This window comes from Bacteroidota bacterium (genome assembly GCA_005882315.1).
Lineage (GTDB): Bacteria > Bacteroidota > Bacteroidia > Chitinophagales > Chitinophagaceae > VBAR01.
The window spans coordinates 1,696,163-1,714,762 of record VBAR01000001.1 but is presented as its reverse complement, the minus strand read 5'-3'; the positions used below and the strand labels follow the sequence as shown (position 1 = coordinate 1,714,762).

Here is an 18,600-nt window from a genome sequence, read left to right as displayed (position 1 = left end):
CCATGAAAAAATTACTACTACTCTTAGCCCTTTTTCCACTTTTAACACAAGCCCAAAATGTAAAAGCCAAAGTTGGCACAGGCGGCAGCTTTTTTATATTAAACGGTGGTACACCAGGAGTAGACGAATTGGTTAAGTTACAGATCCGGGAATCTGGAGAAGTGAATTGGTACTTAGACGGTAAAGACCTTTTTATTCGAGATGGTTTTTTTGACGCTTTCGGAACCGGAGTACTTTATAAATATGACTTCATGCATATTGATGGTTTAAACGGCCGTATTGGGTTTAATATTTTAAATGGTTTTTCAGATGGAAGCCCAGGTGGTGAAAACAATTTGCCGTTAACCAGTTCTGTAACCCTTAATGGTAGTATTGCTACTAAAGTAAGGTTACTGAATGGAATTACTACTTATACGATTCAGCAGGATGATCACATCATGATCATTGACAAGACTACTAATACTAATACTGATATGACATTGTCTCCCGTGACTACCTCCCGGGGCAGAGAGTATATATTTAGAAGAAACGGTACTAGTACAGGTAAAATTATTGTGAAGCCTGGTCTGGGAGAAAAATTAAACGGAGTCGTAAATGGTACAGCTACTTTAGCTTCTGACAATTCAACTCTTAATGTAGTTTGTGGGCTTGATAGTTGGTGGGTTATTTCTCAAATAGATGTTCAATCAGCATTCGACGTCCGTACAGCTTCTGCGGATTACACACCTAATAAGGCTGATAAAACCATATTGGTAGATGCAACATCAGCCAGTTTTACAGTAACCTTGCCTGGTGCGGCAATTGTGGATGCAGGAAAAACCTATACCATAAAACGAACAAATGCCGGTGCCAACACAATTATAGTTGACGGTAATGGAAGTGAAACGATCGATGGAATAGCTTCTATTCGTTTAAATCAGCGATTTGATTATTTGCAACTACAAAGTGATGGAACGAATTGGATGGTTATCTCTGAGCGTATTTCACCTTCCTTAGTGATCAACCCTGCTTTGCCGTATGCGGCCACTGCTTATGATGGTACAATTTCATCTAATGGTAACGGAACAATAAATTTGCCAAGTGCTGCTGCTGTTTTAGGCGGAAAGATATTTACAATTAAAAACTCTGCCACAGCCGGAAACCCTATCCTAACCGTTGACCCAAGCGGCGCGGAAACCATTGATGGTTTAGCAACATGGCCTGTATCAAGAGGACTATTTGTTACTATTCAATCGGATGGCACCAACTGGATTGTTATTGGTCAATAAGTCTAAAAAAATGAAAAAAATCTTATTTGTTTTTTTTGCCGCTTTGTTTTTATGCAACGCATATGCACAGATAATAACCGTTGACCCCGGTGCCAGTTTAACCATTCAAAACGGAACCCAGCTTCATGCGGATGGTTTAACGCTTATCCCATCGGCTGATTTTATCCTTAGCAATGTTGTCCTGAGCAAATCGCCTACCGCTATTCATCCACCAGTTAATATTTATATCTCCCGGGTGTACCAGTTCAGCAATACCAGCAATGCTTTTTCAGGATCGGTACAAATAAACTATAACGATGGTGCGGAACTGAATGGCATTCCCGAGGCAAATCTTACCCTTAATATTTACAACGGCACCAACTGGGGTCAATACACTGCCGGCACCCGTGATGCCAGCAATAATTTTGTTCTGACAAACGGCCTTAGCGGCATTACCTTAAATGAACTAACACTTGCCGACCCTGTCCCGCTTCCACTTACCTGGTTGTCGTTTACGGCTATAGCACAAAACAACAGCCAATCGCTGCTGCAATGGGCCACAGCACATGAGCAGAACACAAAAGATTTTTACATACAGCACAGTGCAGACGGGATAAACTGGATTACCATTGGCAGCCTTCCGGCAGCGGGTAACAGCAACTCTATCCGCCATTATAATTATGTACATACCAACCCGGTAAATGGTCTTAATTATTACCGTATTATACAAACAGATATTGACAGTCGCTACAGCTACAGCCCCATAAGAACGCTATCATTTACAAGGACCCTGCAGCCATTTACCATACTGGGAAACCCGGTTAACAATAGTGTGTTGACCATTCAGATAAACATGGCAACCGGCCTGGCTTTTTACACAGCCGATGGCAAATTGCTCTGGCAGGAACAAGTAAATGTGGGTACTGAAACCATTGATGTAAGCCGGTATCCCAAAGGAACCTATTTGTTAAAAACGATTTCCACGACACAAAAAGTAGTGATACAATAAAACAATTTTTAAAACAAACAGTACGGATTCTTTTATTTTTTCCTTCTTCTACTTTGCGATTATAATAGGATTTCAATCCTCCATCTAATTTTATTCCTTTAGGAATGACCGAAACAGCAATGATTGATTACAAAATAATTTTACCTAACAAAGCAGATGAATGTCGGTTATCTAAAAACCGGCTGAAGCATATTTAATGTTATTAATATTTAGCACCGACTACAAATTTTAATACCCGTTAAAAACGGGTATTAAAATAGTTTTATTCTTTAAGGATTATTTCTTTGCTCTTATTGATTAACCAGTTTCTCTTTATAAATAATATTTCCGTTCTCATCTTTTAGTAAAAACATATTTATGCCTTTACTCATAGTTGTTGGCAGTTCTATTGTTTGAGAAAGGGTTCCTCCATTGTGTTGGATCTGTTGCCTGTATATCTCCTGCCCGTTGGATCCAAATATGCTTATCTTATAATTACCACGGCTAAGATCACTTCCCTGCAGTGTTACAATTCCATTCAATACAGGATTTGGATAAAGACTCAATCCTCTGATTGCTTTATTCCTGTTTACCTTCATTACAATGCTGTAAGATGATCTGCCATCAAGGTCATTATTTTTTATCCGGTAATAACTTATACCCGGAAGCGGGTTGGCATCAAAAAAGCCATAATCACCATCGTTATGCAAAGCAGCTAATGATCCAACAGTAGTATATGAGCGGCCATCGGCTGACCTTTCGATCTCATAACTATTTACTTTATCTTCTGAATAGATTTTCCAATCCAGTTGTATGCCGGTTTGTTTTTCATAAGCTTTTATTGATCCGAACTTAGCTGGCAGGACTGCCCCGATATCTGTTACTGCAAATGTTCCAAATGCAGTAAAATTTGCTGTTACAATATTAGTAGTGTTATTTCCACTAGTTTGAATAGGGGGGTTGGTCCAGGATGTACCATTATAACGACTAATGCCAATCGATGTATTGGCTAAAGCCGCAAATGTAGCTCCTTCAAGTCCGGCTACCCATTGAAGTGTAAGCGTTGAAGTACCGGCGCCAACGGGTCTCTCGACAACCCACATCGCATCTACACTTCTTAATAAAGTAGCAGCACTAAATGGCGGACCGCCTACTGTAGCGTCAGCAGCTGCCGGGGAATAAACACTCGCTGCAAAATTGCTTAATCCGGCCGCCGTGTTTACAACTACCGGCATATAATTAGTGAGTGTACCTATTGGGAAAGTAAAATTAGTTGCAGCGGTAAGTCCCTGGCGGATAAGACGCCCCCCGCTGACGGTAGTATAAACATATGAAGTGGCGCTTCCACCAGCCAGCTGGGTAGCGGGTGTTGCATTGGTAAGAGCTAATAGGTTGGGCCCAATATCTATTTTGCCATTAGTAAGTGTAAGTGTACCGGCCACAGATAAATTTCCATTCAGATCTAATATGGATGCAGCAGCACCATTCATTATCAAGTTACCTACGGTTGAAGCAACGCCTGATATATTTAATGTGCTGGTAGCAGCAGCACCAATAACAGATATTTGTGTGCCGGTAATGTCACCGCCAACAGACAATGTACCTCCACCGTTAAAATTAATTTGAGTTATCGGTGCATTGGCAAGGGTGCCCCCAGCTACATTTCCTGATATATTGATCGTACCGCCACCGTTAAATACTACGTTTGCTTGCTTATCAACTGCATTGCCCGGAGTTAAAGTTAAAGATGCAGCATTCACAACTGCACCGGCTCCATTCATGATAAGAGATTTAGTAACACCGCCGCCCCCAGTAACTGCTCCAGTGATCACTATCGCACCCGTTACATTCAGGGTCTGACCAGCGGAAACAGTCAAAGTGTTATTACCATTACCAACTGCAATGGCAAGTGCTCCGATAAAATTAGCCGGGCTTACATCTAAAGTTACTGCAAAGCCAACTGGAATTGTTACTGTAAGTGTTCCTGCAGCGGCACCGGGATAAACACCAGGTGCGGTGCCCCATGTGGTATTGCTACTCCAGTTTCCGGATGCAACAGCTGTGAAATTCTGTGCGGATAAAAAATTACCGATAAAAATCAAGCCTAAGCTTAAGGATAAAAATTTTTTCATAAAAAAGATTTAGTATTAAAATAAGATCAATGGAGGTTCTATAGGAATTGGAGTATACCGGTTGTTTAAAGCCGGAGTTATAAATAAAGTTAGTATTAATTTAGTTTCGGCGCCAAATTTTAATCCCCGTTATAACACGATTATTAAAATAATTTTATTCTGTGGGGTTCTTTTTCCTGTTGTTATTTGATCAACCAGCTTCTCATCAAAAATAATATTGCCATTCTCTCAGCTAAAAACCCCTTCCCTCCTATCAAAATTCATACCCGGAAGATGACAATTCTCCTAATTTTGCGGCATCATGAGAAAGTCTGCTTTTGTATTCCTTTTCCTTTTAACAGGAACCCTGCTATCGGCCCAGGAAAAATGGAGTTTGTTGAAATGTTATGATTATGCGATCGCTAATAATATTTCGATCAAACAATACCAGTTGAATGAAAAATCGTCGGAGCTGGTGTATGAGCAAAACAAAAAAGAACAGTTGCCATCGTTAAATTTTTCAGGCAACGTAGCCTATCGGTTGGGACGTTCAGAAAATCCTACTACCGGCGTTTACCAGGATAATAATTTTGTAAGCAGTGGTTATAGTCTTCAATCAGGTGTAACATTGTTCAATTGGTTTAGCCGCCGCAATACCATCGAAGCAGCGAAGCTGAATGCAGATGCTGATAAAGCAATGACTGAAAAAATAAAAAATGATATCGCTTTAAATATTGCTGCTGCCTACCTGCAGATCTTATTGGCAAAAGAGCAGGCAAACCTTGCGAAAGTACAGGTACAAATAAGCCGTGAACAATTAAACAATACCCGTAAAAAAGTAGATGCTGGTTTATTACCTGAATTGAGTGCGGCAGAACTGGAGGCGCAATTAGCAAGAGATAGTGCCGCCTATGTAAGTGCCGAATCGGGCATTGTAAATTATATCCTTCAAATGAAATCTATTTTGCATATTGATGCAGCTGCACCCTTCGAAGTAGAAACACCGCCGGTTGACCAGATACCTGTTCTGCCATTGGCTGATATGATGCCAGACGCAGTTTACCAGCTTTCATTAAATAACCTGCCTCAACAAAAGATCAATGACCTGAGATTACAATCAGCAATTAAAACTTCTGAAGCTACGAGGGGACAGATGTATCCCAACATTACTATGTTTGGGGGATTGAGTAGCAACTATGCATACTTTAAAGACAGGCCAATTTATAACCAGGTATTAACCGGGTATAGCACATCCCAGCTGAGAGCTGATGCAGGTGGTGGTGTCTATTTACCGGTAGAGATCCCTACAACTGTACAGGGTACTACTGTACTTACCTATGTGAAGTCTGATTCCTATGGCCAGCAATTGAAAAATAATTTCAGTCAGAATCTTGGTATCGGTTTATCTGTTCCCATTTTTAATGGCCACTTTGCCCGTACCAATTGGGAGCAAAGTAAGATCCGTATAAAACAGATCGAACTTACAAAAGAGCTGGACAACCAGACATTGAAGCAGGATATCTACAAAGCGTATAATGATGCTGTTGCTGCACTGGAAAAATTTTATGCTGACAAAAAATCGGTGGAAACAAGTGAGAAGGCTTTGGGTTTTTCTCAAAAAAGATTTGACCTGAACCTCCTGACCACGCTGGAGCTGATAACAAGCCAAAACAATTTGATACGAGCAAAGATCCAGGCTTTGTATTCACAATATGATTATGTGTTTAAAATGAAATTGCTGGAATTCTACCGTGGGCAAGGATTAAAATTTTAATTTAATACTTTTTAAAATAGTTATGAACAAAACTGTAAAATGGATACTGATAAGCCTGGTAGTAATAATCGTTGTATTATTCGGTGCCATGAAATTCATGAATAAAGACACCGGCGGCACTAAAGTATCAACTGAAAAAGTACAAAAACGTACGATCATTGAATCTGTAAATGCAAGCGGAAAAATTTATCCTGAACTGGAAGTAAAGATCAGCCCGGATATAAGTGGTGAAGTAGTAGAGCTGACTGTAGAAGAAGGCGACAGTGTAAAACGTGGACAGGTACTGGCTCGCATTTATGCTGATATTTATGCGTTGCAAAGGGATGAAGCTGCATCAAGAGTAAACCAAAGCCAGGCAACCGTAGGTAATAGTTCGGCGGCACTTGAATCATTAAAAGCAACAATGGAACAGGCACAGCAAACTTATGACCGGAATAAAAGGTTATATGATGATAAAGTAATTTCAAAAGCTGAGCTGGAAACTTTTGAAACCAACCTTCGTACTGCAAAAGCAAATTATAATGCAGCGCAGGAAAATATTAAAGCATTACAGGCCGGTGTACAAACTGCACAAACCGGGTTGAGCTCTGCCAATAAAAATTTAGGCAGAACAACATTAGTAGCACCGATGAATGGTGTGATTTCTTCGTTGACTGTAAAGAAAGGTGAACGGGTAGCAGGTAACAGTTTTAATATTGGTACGGAGATGATGCGGGTAGCCGATATGCAGATATTGGAATTAAGAGTGGATGTTGGCGAGAATGATATTGTAAAAGTAAATATCGGCGACAGTGCAGATATAGAAGTAGATGCATACAATAACAGAAAATTTAAAGGAATAGTTACCCAGATCGCCAGTAGCACAAAAACATCATCCGCTTCGCAGGTAAGTAATGACGTTACAAACTACGAGGTGCGGATACGATTGAACCCTGAATCATATAAAGACCTGGTGGATCCTGTAAGACCTAAAAAATTTCCTTTCCGGCCCGGCATGAATGCCAGCGCAGATATCAAAACAAAACGGATAGATAATGTTTTGTCTGTTCCAATTACCTCAGTAAATGCAAGAGTAAAAGGAAGCGATAAAACTGCAGAGGATAAAAAGAAAGATGATAAAAAAGCAAAAGGAGAAGATGGAACGGAACAACAAAACGGAACGATCATAGCAGATGAACTGGAAGAAGTTGTTTTTGTATTACAGGCAGATGGCAGCGTGAAAAAAGTTGTGGTAAGATCAGGCATCCAGGATATCAATTATATAGAAGTCATCAGCGGATTGAAAGAAGGTGATGAAGTGATAACGGGGCCTTATAATGCGATCAGCAAAACATTGAAAGATGGTAATAAAGTAAAAGTTGTGCCGAAGGATAAACTATTTGAATAGTACCATGATCGATTTGATTTATAAAGAAAGAGGATGTATAAAAGCATCCTCTTTTTGTTGATATCTGAGCAGGCAATCGCTTATCTTTATTTCAGGAAAATCATTTTAATCCAACAAATCAAGGTTCTATGTTTGGCGTAATCGGTAGTGGAAGTTGGGCAACAGCACTCACAAAAATACTGACAGATAAACAACAGCCTGTCAACTGGTGGATACGGAATACCGCTAATATTGATCTTATAAAAAAGCGTAAGCACAACCCGCATTATCTCAACTCGGTTATGTTTGATACCTCGTTACTCAATATGAGTAGTGATATTTCTGAAGTTGTAAAAAGATCTGACACATTAATTATTGCCGTTCCTTCGGCTTATGCAGTACAGGCATTGGAAAAACTTTCTGCCGATGATCTTAAGGATAAGAAAATAGTTTCAGCTATTAAAGGTTTATTACCAGAGAAAAACGTGTTATTGAATTACTACCTGGAAAGCCAGTTTAATGTACCCCTCGAAAATTATTTTGCCGTACTCGGTCCTTGTCATGCTGAAGAAGTAGCTGCACAAAAATTATCTTATCTCACTATTTCAGGAACGGATGTTATTGCAGCATCACGGATTGCCACTTCTTTATCGAATGATTATATCAATACCATTATCAACCATGATATTCTGGGTGTACAATATGCAGCTGTATTAAAAAACATTTACGCTTTAGGCGCAGGTATTGCACATGGTCTTGGTTATGGTGATAATTTCCTCAGCGTCTACATTGCTAATGCTGCTGATGAAATGGCAAGCTTCTTAAAAAAATTCGGAGCTGAGCATATTGTAGTGGGTGAACATGAAGACGAAGACCCGGTAACACATCGTAAAAGCCCCAACTACGCTGCTTCTGTTTATCTCGGTGATTTGTTGGTTACCTGCTATTCACTTTATAGCCGCAACCGCAGTTTTGGTAATATGATCGGCAAAGGCTATTCTGTAAAAGCTGCACAACTGGAAATGAATATGGTAGCTGAAGGATATAACGCCTCTAAGTGTATTTACGAGATCAATAAATCTGTTGATGCATCCATAACCATCGCCGACACCGTATATAAAATACTTTGGGAAAATGTTAAACCTGTTGAAGGGTTTAAACGGATCGAAGATGTGCTCGTCTGATTATAAGAAGAGAAAATCAGATCAATTAAAAACTAAACCCCACCCTATGAACTCTATATTCCACGGCTTTGGACCTGCAGCCATCTTTTTAATGGTCCTGACATTAGCAGCTCACCAGTTTTATTTATTCCTGAAACATCGTCAACAGAAAAAGTTTTAATTTCCCTGAATAAATCAAAACTATGGTTCAGTTTTTCCAGATGGTCTTTCTGATTGCTGCTATTGTATTGATCGTTTTAAATGTGCTGGAGTTTAACAAATGGCGGGAAACCCAAAAAGAAGCTGCGGACAAAAGACATTCCATCAAATGGTTCAATTTTATTCTTACTTCACTGGTAGCTCTCGGGCTTGCGTTGAATATTATCATTCAGTGGCTAACTAAATAGTTCAGCCGCTATTCCGTCCGCAAACAATTTCCCTTCACGGGTTAGTTTTAAAAAACCATTCTCTTCGATCATTTTTCCTGTAATAATAAATTTTTGGCTTTTCATTCTCAGGTCCGAGCCACCGGCTTTCTCCAAATCCAATCCTTCCATTGTACGTAATGATGTCATGATATACTCATTCAATCTTTGTACATCAGTTAATATTTCCTTTTCTTCTGGCAGCATTCCATTTGCTGTTGATTCGATATAGAGTTTATTATTTGCAATATTCCATTGGCGGCTTACACCATCAAAGGAATGTGCTGAGGGCCCAATGCCTAAATATTTTTTTCCAGACCAGTAAGATGAATTATGCCTGCTTCTCATACCCGGTTTTGCAAAATTGGAAATTTCATAATGTTCATATCCGGCTTCGCCCAACCAATCCATCAGCAATAAAAACTGGTGTGCCTGCTGACCGGGTTCAATATCTTCTTTCTGATGCTCCCGTATCAATTTAGCCAATGGAGTTTTGGGTTCAACTGTTAAGGCATAACATGAAATATGTGGTATATCCATTGCAATGACTGTTTTGACATTCTCTTCCCATTTTTCATCAGTCAGTAAAGGATGACCGTAAATAAGATCAATTGTTATATTATTAAATTGTTTGATCGCTAACTGTAAACTGTTGATTGCTTGCTCTGCATTATGTGCCCTGTTCATCCATTGCAGATCTTCTTCAAAAAATGATTGAACTCCTATACTTAGCCTGTTTATGCCTGCTGTTTTCCAGCCTGTTAATTTTTCTTCTGTTATATCATCAGGATTTGTTTCAATTGTAATTTCTGCATCGCCGGTTACATTAAAAACTGTTTTGCATTGATCAATCAGCGATTGACAATCTTCAATACTCAATAAACTTGGCGTACCTCCTCCAAAATAAATAGTTTCAACCTGCTCATCTTGCAAGTAATCTTTCCTTACCTGCATTTCTTTCAATAAAGCAACAACCATCTCGTTTTTATAGTGAAGCGAAGTGGCAAAATGGAAATTGCAATAGTTACAGGCCTGCCTGCAAAAAGGGATATGTATATAAATGCCAGCCAAGACTAATTAGAATTTCTGTTTTTAATTGAATATTTTTATACCGGATTCACCCTGCGAATGACAAAAATAAGACTACTGATATCCTTTTTGATTTTCCTTTTTGGCCACATGTATTTGCAGGCCCAGAAAAACTATCCGCTTGAAATAAATTGTATTGATAAACCAGCAGGCTTTGCCACACAAACTTTACAACTTAAACAAGAGTTCACTTCTCCCACTGAATGCAGGGACTATGCAAATAATCTAATTACCCTTCTTCAAACCAAAGGATATATCACCGCTTCGATCGATAGTCTTGCATTTGATACAATAAAAGCAACAATGAAATTGTTCGTTGGCGACCTGTATAAATGGAAATTTTTAGACACAAAAAAACTTGATCCACATTTATTGGAAGCGATCGGTTGGGATGAAAGACAAGTTTCAAGTGGCTATGCTAACCTGGAACTGATACCCGAAACACAGGAAAAATTGCTGTCCTATTTTGAGAATAACGGCTATCCTTTTGCAAAGGTTTATTTTGATAGCATACAGATACAAGAAGGAAATATAACGGCACAACTTAAGGCAGATAAGGGTGGACTCTACAAAATTGACAGCATTCGCATCTTTGGAACCGAGAAAATTGCAAATGGGTTTTTCCAACGTTATCTTGATATGCCTGATGGCAGCAATTACAGCAAACAAAAATTAAAAACCATTTCTTCGAAGATCCAGCAACTTGATTATGTCGAGGAAGAACGGCCTTTTGATGTTAGCTATCTTGCTACCGGTGCTGTAGTGAACTTGTATTTGAAAAACAGGAAACGTAACCGCTTCAATGTACTTATTGGTGTATTACCTAACAATGACCAGCTGGCTGATCAGAAAACATTGATCACAGGTGAAGCAGATATTAATCTGAAAAATGTATTGGGCGCAGGCGAAACGATTGGTTTAGTATGGCAACAGATACAACCTAAATCACCACGACTCAATATTGTTTACAGACACCCGTATATTTTTAAATCAGCGGCGGAACTGGATTTTGCTTTTGATATGCTAAAAAAAGATTCATCGTATTTAAATATCAATGCTGTGATCGGGGCGAGGTATACTCTTTCGCAGGTACAGGCAGGAAAAATATTTCTTCAGCTGTTTCAAACAATAGTGAGTGAAGGTGGTATTAATGAAGCTTTATTGTTACAAACGAGACAATTGCCTGATGTAGCTGATGTCGGTTATAAAAACCTGGGCTTGCAATATGAAATAAATAAAACCAATTATCGTCTCAATCCAAGAAAAGGATTTGAATGGACTGCTTCTGCATCAGCCGGTACTAAGAAAATAAAAAAGAATACCACTGTTACTGAATTCAAAGACCCGTCAGATCCTTCATTTGATTTCGCTACCTTATATGATACTGTAAAACTGAAAACCTATCAATTCAGGATACAATCCCTTTTTGCAAAATACTTACCGGTGGGCCGGCAAAGCACAATTAAAACTGCATTGAACACTGCCATTTTTCAAAGTGGAAATATTTTCCGTAATGAATTATTTCAGATCGGCGGATATAAAACGCTGCGTGGTTTTAATGAGGAGAGTCAATACCTCACACAATATATAATAGCAACACTTGAATACCGCTTATTCGTTTCTCAAAACTCTTATTTCAATGTATTTGCAGATGGTGGCTGGGGAAAAAACAAAACTAATACTACCAATATCGACTATAGCTATATCGGAACGGGGTTGGGTTTAGCAATTGATGCAAAAGCAGGCATCTTCAATTTGGCAGCAGCAGTAGGTAAACGTAATGATGATCCCGGTTTCAATCTGCGCAGGGTGAAAATTCACTTAGGCTTTGTCAGTTATTTTTAAGGAAGTGGTTTAATTGTAAAGCAGTAATAATAAATAGAAGTGCAAGTATCTTTTTCATAGTAGAAATTTGACAATGAAAGTTACTCAATCATCAGGAGTGAAAACTAAAATGATGATGAATGGCTCGGGGCTTTTAACAGTACGTTTTGAATAGTGATTTATCCAATACAAAGCCAACTCTAACCCGGTAAAAATTTAAATCGTAAAAAATCTTTTTCTGGCAAGGTTTTTACTTTGATAATTCAAATTAATTACTCCAACTTTGCGCCATTAAATCCAACAATCATTAATGGGACTTTTTAACTGGTTTACACAAGAAATAGCAATCGACCTGGGTACTGCTAATACCCTCATTATACATAACGATGAAGTAGTGGTGAATGAACCAAGTATCGTGGCTCTCGACCGCAATAACCCCAAAAACGTGTTGGCGGTGGGCAAAAGAGCATTGATGATGCATGAAAAAACCCATGAAAGCATCCGTACGGTACGTCCGCTTAAAGACGGTGTGATAGCAGATTTCAACGCTGCCGAGCTGATGATCCGTGAGTTGATAAAACTCGTTTATCCCAAAAAACCCTGGTTTCCCCCGAGCTGGCGAATGATGATCTGTATCCCTTCTTCTATTACAGAAGTAGAAAAAAGAGCTGTTCGTGACAGTGCCGAACAGGCGGGTGCCAAAGAGGTTTACCTGATCCACGAGCCGATGGCTGCCGCACTCGGTATCGGTATCGATGTGGAAGAGCCGGTAGGTAATATGATCATTGATATCGGTGGTGGTACTACTGGTATCACGGTTATTGCATTGGCAGGTATTGTCTGCGACCAGAGTATTCGCATCGCCGGTGATGAATTTACAGCTGATATTATGGAGGCTTTGCGCCGCTATCATAGTTTATTGATTGGTGAACGTACTGCCGAGCAGATAAAGATCCAGATCGGTGCCGCCATGAAAGATCTGGAAACACCACCCGATGACATTCCGGTGAATGGCCGTGACCTCGTAACTGGTATTCCAAAACAAATTATGGTGAGCTACCAGGAAATTGCTGAAGCGTTGGATAAGAGTATTTTCAAAATTGAAGAAGCTATTCTGAAAGCATTGGAACAAACTCCTCCTGAATTGGCTGCCGATATTTACCGTCGCGGTCTTTACCTTACTGGTGGTGGCGCCCTGCTGAGAGGTTTGGACAAACGTTTAAGCCAGAAAATAAAATTGCCTGTACATATTGCTGATGATCCGTTGAAAAGTGTGGTACGTGGTACAGGTATCGCCCTGAAAAATTATGACAGGTATCCTTTTGTGATGAGATAAATTCAGCCACAAGCTGTGAGGTTTGAGTTAAAAAAACAGCAGCTCGATGCTCATGGCCTAAAGCTTGTGTTACTGCTCTAAGCTTTCCCTTTTAATGCGTAACGTCTTCCTTTTTATCCGCCGCTATTTCACTTTCGTCACTTTTTTAGTGCTGCAGGGACTGGCTTTGTTTATGATCAGCCGCTTCAACAAATTTCACCGGGCACTGCTGGGTGGTAAAGCAAATGAAATAACAGGTTTTTTTAATAAACGGGTTGATAAAATGAATGACTTTATCAGCCAGGGTGAAGAAAATAAACGGTTGCATAAACTAAACGACTCGCTGCTAAACCTGTTGAAAGAAAATTTTGTAACTACTGATAGCAGCGCAAGATTAATTACCGATTCAATTCAATACGATACTACCGCCCCCATCAGAAAATATATTTATCGTAATGCAAAAGTGGTTTATAACTCCACCCGGTTTGATAAAAACATTATTCAGCTAGACCGCGGCAGCAACCAGGGAGTAAAAGACAATATGATCGTTTTTAACTCCGATGATTGTTTTGTAGGCAGGGTAGTAAACGTGAGTGCCAACTTTAGTTCGGTGATGAGCCTACTGCATGCCGATATACGATTAAATGGTTCCTTGAAAAAAACCGGTGAGTTCGGTACTGTAAGCTGGGATGGCAAAGACCCCCGCTATGTAACGCTTACAGGCATACCCAAAGGCGTGGAAGTAAAACCCGGCGATACAATATTGACTAGCACGTACACATTCGATATTCCACCGGGTCGTATAATCGGCACGGTGCAGGAAATTGTAAAAGACAACTCTTCAAATTTTTACAACCTGAAAATAAAAACAGCCGCTAATTTTTACAAGCTGCAATATGTACATGTGGTAGAAAATATTTTCCGGGATGAGCAGGTGAACCTGGATGGAGAAACAAAAAAATTACTGGACGGAAAGAAACCTAAAAATTAAAATCACTGAACCCTCTTATTTCAAATATTATTCGTTTTGTACTGCTGATCTTCCTGCAGGTGTATGTGTTGTTTGAAATTAATCCCCTGCATAAAGAAGTAGTGCCGTATATCTATTTCGTTTTTATTCTCTGGCTGCCATTCTCTGTTTCCAAATGGTGGTTGCTAATACTCGGTTTTCTTACCGGGCTTACTATTGATTACTTCACCGGGCAAATCGGCTTTCACGCAGCCGCCTGCAGCATGGTAGCTTATGTGAGGCCATTGCTGATCGGTGTTTTAAAATCAAGAGAAGTACAGGAGTTCAGCTACCGTGAGCCTTCTATCAAATCGCTTGACACAGCACCTTATGCTACTTATGTAATCGTTCTTACGTTATTACATCATGGCTGGCTTACATTCCTGCAATGGTTGCAGTTTGGCACCTTCATGCAGTTTTTTATCCACCTGGTACTTTATACTGCCATCAGCCTGCTGCTTATTTTTACAGTGGAATTAATTTTTCCCCGTCGTTTGAAGTTTATGACCAATGTACGGCAATAAAAAAACCGGCAATCAACTTACCGGCTGGTGTCATAATAATCTATGGCCTGAAAAGGGTACACTCATTGGCTGGATTTCCATGGGCTTTATTTTGATCCGGACTTAAAAACGGGCCATTCAAACTGTAGAAAAGATGCAGTAATAGTCGCGAGGGTTGTAACTGCAAAAGTTTTTTAACAATCCTGTTTCCGTTACCTTGCGCCACTATTTTCCAGCCCATTTGAGAATGGATTAATTTTGAAAAAAACTGAACGTGCAGGACAGGATTCTTTTATTACCCGACAATATTGCCAACCAGATAGCGGCCGGTGAAGTGATTCAGCGGCCGGCATCCGCGGTAAAGGAGCTACTTGAAAATGCTGTCGACTCAGGTGCCACAGAAATCAAACTGATCATTAATGATGCGGGCAAATCATTGGTCCATGTAATTGACAATGGCAGCGGCATGAGTGAAACAGATGCAAGGATGAGTTTTGAACGTCACGCTACATCCAAGATCACCACCATCGAGGATCTCTTCCATATCAAAACAATGGGCTTCCGTGGTGAGGCATTGGCTTCTATTGCCGCGGTAGCACAGGTGGAACTGAAAACCAAGCGAGCCGAAGATGAAACAGGAACTTATATAGAAATTGAAAATAGTGTCGTAAAAAAACAGGAGCCGATTGCCGCACCTAACGGTAGCAGCATTGCGATGAAGAATCTATTTTTCAATGTTCCTGCCCGGCGCAATTTTTTAAAAAGCAACGCAGCCGAGATGCGGCATATTGTGGATGAGTTTACAAGAGTTGCTTTGGCCTTTCCGCATGTATTTTTTTCGCTTACAGCCAACAACCAGCAGTTATTTCATCTCGAAGCGGGTAGTACAAAGCAGCGGATACTACAAGTGTTGGGAAATAATTACAATGCCAAATTGGTTCCGGTAAAAGAAGACACTGATTACATGAATATTTCAGGTTTTGTTGGCAAACCTGATACGGCCAAAAAGACAAGAGGTGACCAGTATTTTTTTGTAAACAACCGGTTTATTAAAAGTGCTTACCTGAATCATGCGGTGATGAGTGCTTACCAGGAAATGATCGCAAAAGATAGTTTCCCGATGTACTGTTTGTTTATTGAATTGGATCCTGCTGTAGTAGATGTGAATGTACACCCGACCAAACAGGAAATAAAATTTGAAGATGAGAAGATCATCTATGCATTTGTGCAGGCAGCAGTGAAACATGCACTGGCACAGTTCAGCATTTCACCCACATTGGATTTTTCGTTGAATGCCGATATACAACAACTGCCATCAGTACAGCAACCTTTCACTAAAGAAAAAGAATCTTCTGCTGCATCCACTTCTATCTTCAAAGGGTTTACACAAAAACACCAGGCACATTTTATTGAGCCATCCAAGAAGAGTGAACTGAAGCATTGGAAGGAATTTTATGAAGGAAGAAGTAGTCAGGAGTCGGGAGTCAGGAGTCAGGAGAAAGAAAATATTCAACAATCAACATTCAATAATCAATTATCAAGTGAAGAAAAAATTGATTCATTTGAGTCTTTGCTCATAGCTCATAGCTCACAGCCAGCAGCTCTAAATTCTTCACTTACCCAACTCCACAATCAATATATCATTGCACAGACTCCGGCAGGTTTTATATTAATAGACCAGCAGGCGGCGCATGAAAGAGTGATCTATGAAAGACTGATGAGTGCATCAAAGGATAAACCGGTAGCCACACAACGAACCATGTTCCCGGTTACAGTTGAGTTTGCCCCTGCTGATGCAGCATTGATGAATGAATTGAATAATGATCTTCAGCAACTCGGCTTTCTAATCGAACCTTTTGGCAAAAACACATTTGTAATACAAGGCACGCCGGCTGATGTACCGCAAGGCAATGAAAAAAAATCAATTGATTCGTTGCTTGAACAGTATAAACATTTCAGTAATGATCTGAAATTCTCCAAACGGGAAAAGTTAGTTCGTTCCATTGCATGGCAGCAGGCCATTAAGCCAGGTACTTCATTAACTGAAAAAGAAATGAGTGGACTGGTGGATGATTTGTTTCACTGTGCTATACCAAACTCTTCGCCTGATGGTAATCCAACCTATCTTGAATTCAAGTCGGAACAAATCAACAAAATGTTCGGCAAGTAAGGCTTCACGCAAAGACGCTAAGACTAAAACCTAAGTCGCAAAGAGAGTCTGAAACTTTGCGTCTTATTTTCTTTGCGACTTTGCGTGAAAAATTAATATGTATTCCTAATGCCTTGTATAAATTTTTCTACCGCTCTTCTTACAGCAGTAGCAGAGCCATTGTGATTATTTACCAGTACCGAAAACAGCAATTGCTTGCCTTTTTTGGTAGTAAGAAAACCGCTGAGTGCAACTACACCGCTGAGTGTTCCGGTTTTAGCATAAATAAATCCACTATCTGATTTATAGTAACTGCTGATTGTTCCTTCACCGCCGGTTGCAAAAATTTCTTTGATGCGGTTCATGCCAAATTCTTTTTCCATTTTACCGAGTATAGCAACAAAATCCTGTGGAGTAAATAAATTATAGCGGCTGAGACCAGAACCATCTACCCATCTTGGTTTTTGCGGCAGGTCTTTAAAATCTGTTTTGAGTAAAGTATCAATGATCTTTGCATCATTCATTACTCCTAGCATTTCATTGCTTACCATCAGCAGGCTTTGCTCTGCAAAAAAATTATCACTACGATGCATCATGGGTTTGAGAAGGGAGTCGGTGGGTTGAGAATGGATGATGTTCCATTTATTGATGTGAAGAGTAATGGGGTAATCATGTCTGGTATCACACTCATGCCAATATTCATTATTTTTCCCTCGAAAAAGAAAACCCCAATTTATCTTAAACTCACTTTTTAATATATCAAGAGCGGTGGTTGACCATTTTGTATCGAACGTGATGTTTTGTTCAACAAGATTTGTTTGAAGTGTTTTAATACTAAAATTATTTCCATCTATACTTCTCTGAAGTTCTAATTTGAATTTAGGAGATTTTACGACATCGTGATTATAGACTTGAATTAAAGGTATTTTATTAAGTATAGAATCAAAATACACACTTCCAGTTTTAAATAGTTGAATCTTACCGCTTGAAAAACCTGTTTTCTTTTCTAGAATCCTATCATTTACTTCATGTAACTTAACATTAATCGTATTGCCATAAATCGGAAAAGAACTTCTTTCAGCCATGTATGGCTCCTCGTAATCGTTCCAACTCCATCCACTACCCCACCGTTCATCTTTCCAAACTGTATCCATATAACAGATTTCAATTCTTTCATTTCCAAGTTCTTTTTTAAAGAACTCGTAAACTGGTTGATACTTGAAATCGCTGTGTAGAAATGTTGGATCTCCTGTTGGATGAATGGCAACAAGTTTATTACTATAGCTAGTCTCTTCAATAAGGCCATACTTCAATCCAACCAAACTATCCCCCAAATATTTCATCGCTGCATAGCAGGTAGGAATTTTAGTATTACTTGCCGGTACAAAATATTTTTCACCATTATAATTATACCAATACTTTCCGATTTTCGGTTCGTAAATGCTGATACCGATATGTGCATTCACCAATGAGCTATCATTAATAACAGATTGTTCGGCTGATTTGGAGATTTGTTTTGTAACACCACAAGAGACAAGTAGCAAGTAGCCAGTGGCAAGTAGGGTATAGAAGAATCCTTTAAATTGAAAACTAGGCATTGAATATTGAAATTTTATCATTCGCAAATCCGCACATCA

Annotated in this window: 14 protein-coding genes; 11 read left to right on the top strand and 3 right to left on the bottom strand. The window is 39.5% G+C overall.

Annotated elements, in window-relative coordinates; translation table 11 throughout:
• Window positions 1-2: 2 nt before the first annotated feature.
• Both E6H07_07160 and E6H07_07155 read left to right on the top strand, forming a co-directional pair.
• Complete coding sequence (locus E6H07_07160; protein ID TMI65682.1) at window positions 3-1,268, top strand: hypothetical protein; 1,266 nt, start codon at window positions 3-5, stop codon at window positions 1,266-1,268.
• The gene (locus tag E6H07_07155; protein TMI65681.1) at window positions 1,237-2,256 is read left to right on the top strand and encodes a T9SS type A sorting domain-containing protein; all 1,020 of its coding nucleotides are present in this window, start codon (window positions 1,237-1,239) and stop codon (window positions 2,254-2,256) included. The genes E6H07_07160 and E6H07_07155 overlap by 32 nt, the downstream gene beginning before the upstream one ends.
• Before the next feature lie 290 nt (window positions 2,257-2,546).
• Here E6H07_07155 and E6H07_07150 read toward each other — a convergent pair whose 3' ends face one another.
• On the bottom strand, window positions 2,547-4,367 hold the full coding sequence (locus E6H07_07150; GenBank protein TMI65680.1) for a hypothetical protein: 1,821 nt from the start codon (window positions 4,365-4,367) through the stop codon (window positions 2,547-2,549).
• 301 nt (window positions 4,368-4,668) lie between these two features.
• Here E6H07_07150 and E6H07_07145 point away from each other — a divergent pair, with 301 nt between their 5' ends.
• The 4 genes from E6H07_07145 (at window position 4,669) to E6H07_07130 (ending at window position 9,056) form a co-directional block, all read left to right on the top strand.
• A complete protein-coding gene (locus E6H07_07145; GenBank protein ID TMI65679.1) occupies window positions 4,669-6,120 on the top strand; it encodes a TolC family protein in 1,452 nt (483 codons plus the stop codon).
• A gap of 22 nt (window positions 6,121-6,142) precedes the next feature.
• On the top strand, window positions 6,143-7,507 hold the full coding sequence (locus E6H07_07140; protein TMI65678.1) for an HlyD family efflux transporter periplasmic adaptor subunit: 1,365 nt from the start codon (window positions 6,143-6,145) through the stop codon (window positions 7,505-7,507).
• A 128-nt stretch (window positions 7,508-7,635) separates the two neighbouring features.
• Window positions 7,636-8,670, top strand: a complete 1,035-nt coding sequence (locus E6H07_07135) for a glycerol-3-phosphate dehydrogenase (protein TMI65677.1) — start codon at window positions 7,636-7,638, stop codon at window positions 8,668-8,670.
• A gap of 182 nt (window positions 8,671-8,852) precedes the next feature.
• Window positions 8,853-9,056: a hypothetical protein gene (locus E6H07_07130; GenBank protein TMI65676.1), complete on the top strand. Its 204-nt coding sequence runs from the start codon at window positions 8,853-8,855 to the stop codon at window positions 9,054-9,056.
• On the opposite strand, the gene hemW is transcribed toward E6H07_07130, so the two are convergent.
• Window positions 9,045-10,145: a radical SAM family heme chaperone HemW gene (gene hemW, locus E6H07_07125; protein TMI65675.1), complete on the bottom strand. Its 1,101-nt coding sequence runs from the start codon at window positions 10,143-10,145 to the stop codon at window positions 9,045-9,047. The two genes, E6H07_07130 and hemW, sit on opposite strands and share 12 nt — an antisense overlap.
• Window positions 10,146-10,253: 108 nt before the next feature.
• Here hemW and E6H07_07120 point away from each other — a divergent pair, with 108 nt between their 5' ends.
• The 5 genes from E6H07_07120 to mutL all read left to right on the top strand — a co-directional run bounded on the left by E6H07_07120 (window position 10,254) and on the right by mutL (window position 16,984).
• Window positions 10,254-12,008, top strand: a complete 1,755-nt coding sequence (locus E6H07_07120; GenBank protein TMI65674.1) for a hypothetical protein — start codon at window positions 10,254-10,256, stop codon at window positions 12,006-12,008.
• Window positions 12,009-12,297: 289 nt separating this feature from the next.
• Complete coding sequence (locus tag E6H07_07115) at window positions 12,298-13,323, top strand: rod shape-determining protein (protein ID TMI65673.1); 1,026 nt, start codon at window positions 12,298-12,300, stop codon at window positions 13,321-13,323.
• Between the two features lie 94 nt (window positions 13,324-13,417).
• Entirely contained in the window at window positions 13,418-14,293 is an 876-nt protein-coding gene (locus E6H07_07110; GenBank protein ID TMI65672.1) for a rod shape-determining protein MreC, read from the top strand.
• Window positions 14,294-14,298: 5 nt separating this feature from the next.
• Complete coding sequence (gene mreD / locus E6H07_07105; protein ID TMI65671.1) at window positions 14,299-14,835, top strand: rod shape-determining protein MreD; 537 nt, start codon at window positions 14,299-14,301, stop codon at window positions 14,833-14,835.
• A gap of 253 nt (window positions 14,836-15,088) precedes the next feature.
• Entirely contained in the window at window positions 15,089-16,984 is a 1,896-nt protein-coding gene (gene mutL / locus E6H07_07100; GenBank protein ID TMI65670.1) for a DNA mismatch repair endonuclease MutL, read from the top strand.
• 92 nt (window positions 16,985-17,076) lie between these two features.
• Here mutL and dacB read toward each other — a convergent pair whose 3' ends face one another.
• Entirely contained in the window at window positions 17,077-18,588 is a 1,512-nt protein-coding gene (dacB, locus tag E6H07_07095; GenBank protein ID TMI65669.1) for a D-alanyl-D-alanine carboxypeptidase/D-alanyl-D-alanine-endopeptidase, read from the bottom strand.
• Window positions 18,589-18,600: the final 12 nt, after the last annotated feature.